Source organism: Microcoleus sp. BM001215392, assembly GCF_036700185.1.
Taxonomy (GTDB): Bacteria; Cyanobacteriota; Cyanobacteriia; order Cyanobacteriales; family Microcoleaceae; genus Microcoleus.
The window spans coordinates 1-1,660 of record NZ_JAUBOJ010000685.1 but is presented as its reverse complement, the minus strand read 5'-3'; the positions used below and the strand labels follow the sequence as shown (position 1 = coordinate 1,660).

2 protein-coding genes are annotated in these 1,660 nt (G+C 42.8%); both read right to left on the bottom strand.

The window, feature by feature from the left end:
• Positions 1-4: 4 nt before the first annotated feature.
• On the bottom strand, positions 5-166 hold the full coding sequence (locus tag QT974_RS34140; protein WP_333472783.1) for a hypothetical protein: 162 nt from the start codon (positions 164-166) through the stop codon (positions 5-7).
• A 249-nt stretch (positions 167-415) separates the two neighbouring features.
• The gene (locus tag QT974_RS34135) at positions 416-1,555 is read right to left on the bottom strand and encodes a helix-turn-helix transcriptional regulator (protein ID WP_333472782.1); all 1,140 of its coding nucleotides are present in this window, start codon (positions 1,553-1,555) and stop codon (positions 416-418) included.
• Positions 1,556-1,660: the final 105 nt, after the last annotated feature.

Here is a 1,660-nt window from a genome sequence, read left to right as displayed (position 1 = left end):
TCACTCATAAATTATGTGCCGAAATGCTTCGCCCTTGCCAAAATGAGATGCACCCACTGATTCTAACGCAACGCCCGTTTTGTTGAGGAAGAACGGTAATTGCGATCGACTCCTCATTAATCTGGGCCGTCGGATCGAGCTCTCCTGGATTAACAATATTTGACATGATTTTTGGCTCTAGCTAAAGTAACAAAATAGAGATAGAAATCGCTTTTGGCAAACAATCCGATTCAACCAAGAAGTCGGAATTCCGATCCATCCTCACAACTCCTCTGCGACTGCAATCAGTAGACCTCTTGCATAAATCATTCATTTATACAGGAACCGCAGATGTCAAGCAGATAAACACAGATAAACGCAGATATTTTTGAAGATAATTTACAAATGAGTGCAAGATGTCTAGTAATTTCCAACTTTAACCCAGTGTCCCAAGCTGTTTCAAAGCACTTACTACAGCCTCCGCACGAGTCTGTACTCCCAGCTTTGAGTAGATATGTTCTAAATACTTTCTGACTGTACCAATGCTCAGGCTCAGTGTTGCCGCAATTTCTGGATTAGTCTTACCTTGCGTCACCTCAAACAATACTTCTGTTTCCCGCTTTGTTAAGCCTAGCAATTCCAAAGATACGGATGATAGAGTTAAAAACTCCTGTTCTTCAAGCAACAATAGATATTTTTCCAGCGGTTGCTCTGTCAGAAAGCGCACAACTAATTGTTTTCCTTGCTGTTCTAATTTTAGCGGTAAATGAGGTGCAGCAATTTCATCACTTGGTGTTACCAGCGACAACTGATATTTAACCCATCGGTGCAAGTTGTCTGGCAAACATTTTGTTGAAGATTGTGAGTCTTGAAAATACTGTTTCAGCCAATGCAAAGCTCGTTCGCTCATGAATTGAACTTGCGCATCTCCGTTGAGAGAAATAATTCCCAATGCTTCCAGAGTATGGCGCTGTTCTACCCACTCCTGTTCTATTTGGGTAAACTGATTCATGTTTTGCTGGGCTTGTACCAGATGAGGGTGCAGTAAATTGAATAAATAGCGATCGCGCTCCGTGAAAATCCGGTCTCCCAAAAGTGTAATTGCAATAATATCGTCTTGTCCAGAGTAGGGTTTGCTCGCAGATTTAGCAGCCAAAGCAAGAGGTAGTGAAACTGCGATCAGATCCTTGATTCCTCTAGGCTGCATCAGCTTTCCATACAATCCTTCCAGACGGTGGAGTTGCTGCTGGTTTAAGAAGTCTGAAACCTTATGCGCTCGATGGTCGCGAGTTCGGAGATAATTACCGACTAGAGGGTTTTCATAAAAATGCTGGTGCGCAACTTGCTCAAAATTCGCTGTATCAAGGCGATCGAACCCTGGGGCTGGTTTATAGTCGAGGGTGGTAGTCTTGCTGTTCTCGAAGGAAAGCGCGGTGTAGGTATAATCTACTGCGGAAATAACCTTCGAGACGATCGCCAGCAGATGAGATGAGAAATCCTCAACGCTACAAGTTTTGTAGAGTTCCTGTAGACATCCAGAAAAAATTTGAAGATCGTGCTGAGTTAAGTGTTGCATTTTCCCTGATAAATTAATCACCAATCATTCGGACGGGTGCATTTCATTTTTGCAAATATGTTTGTAGGGGCGAAGCATGACCGCAGTCAATATGGGATTATAACT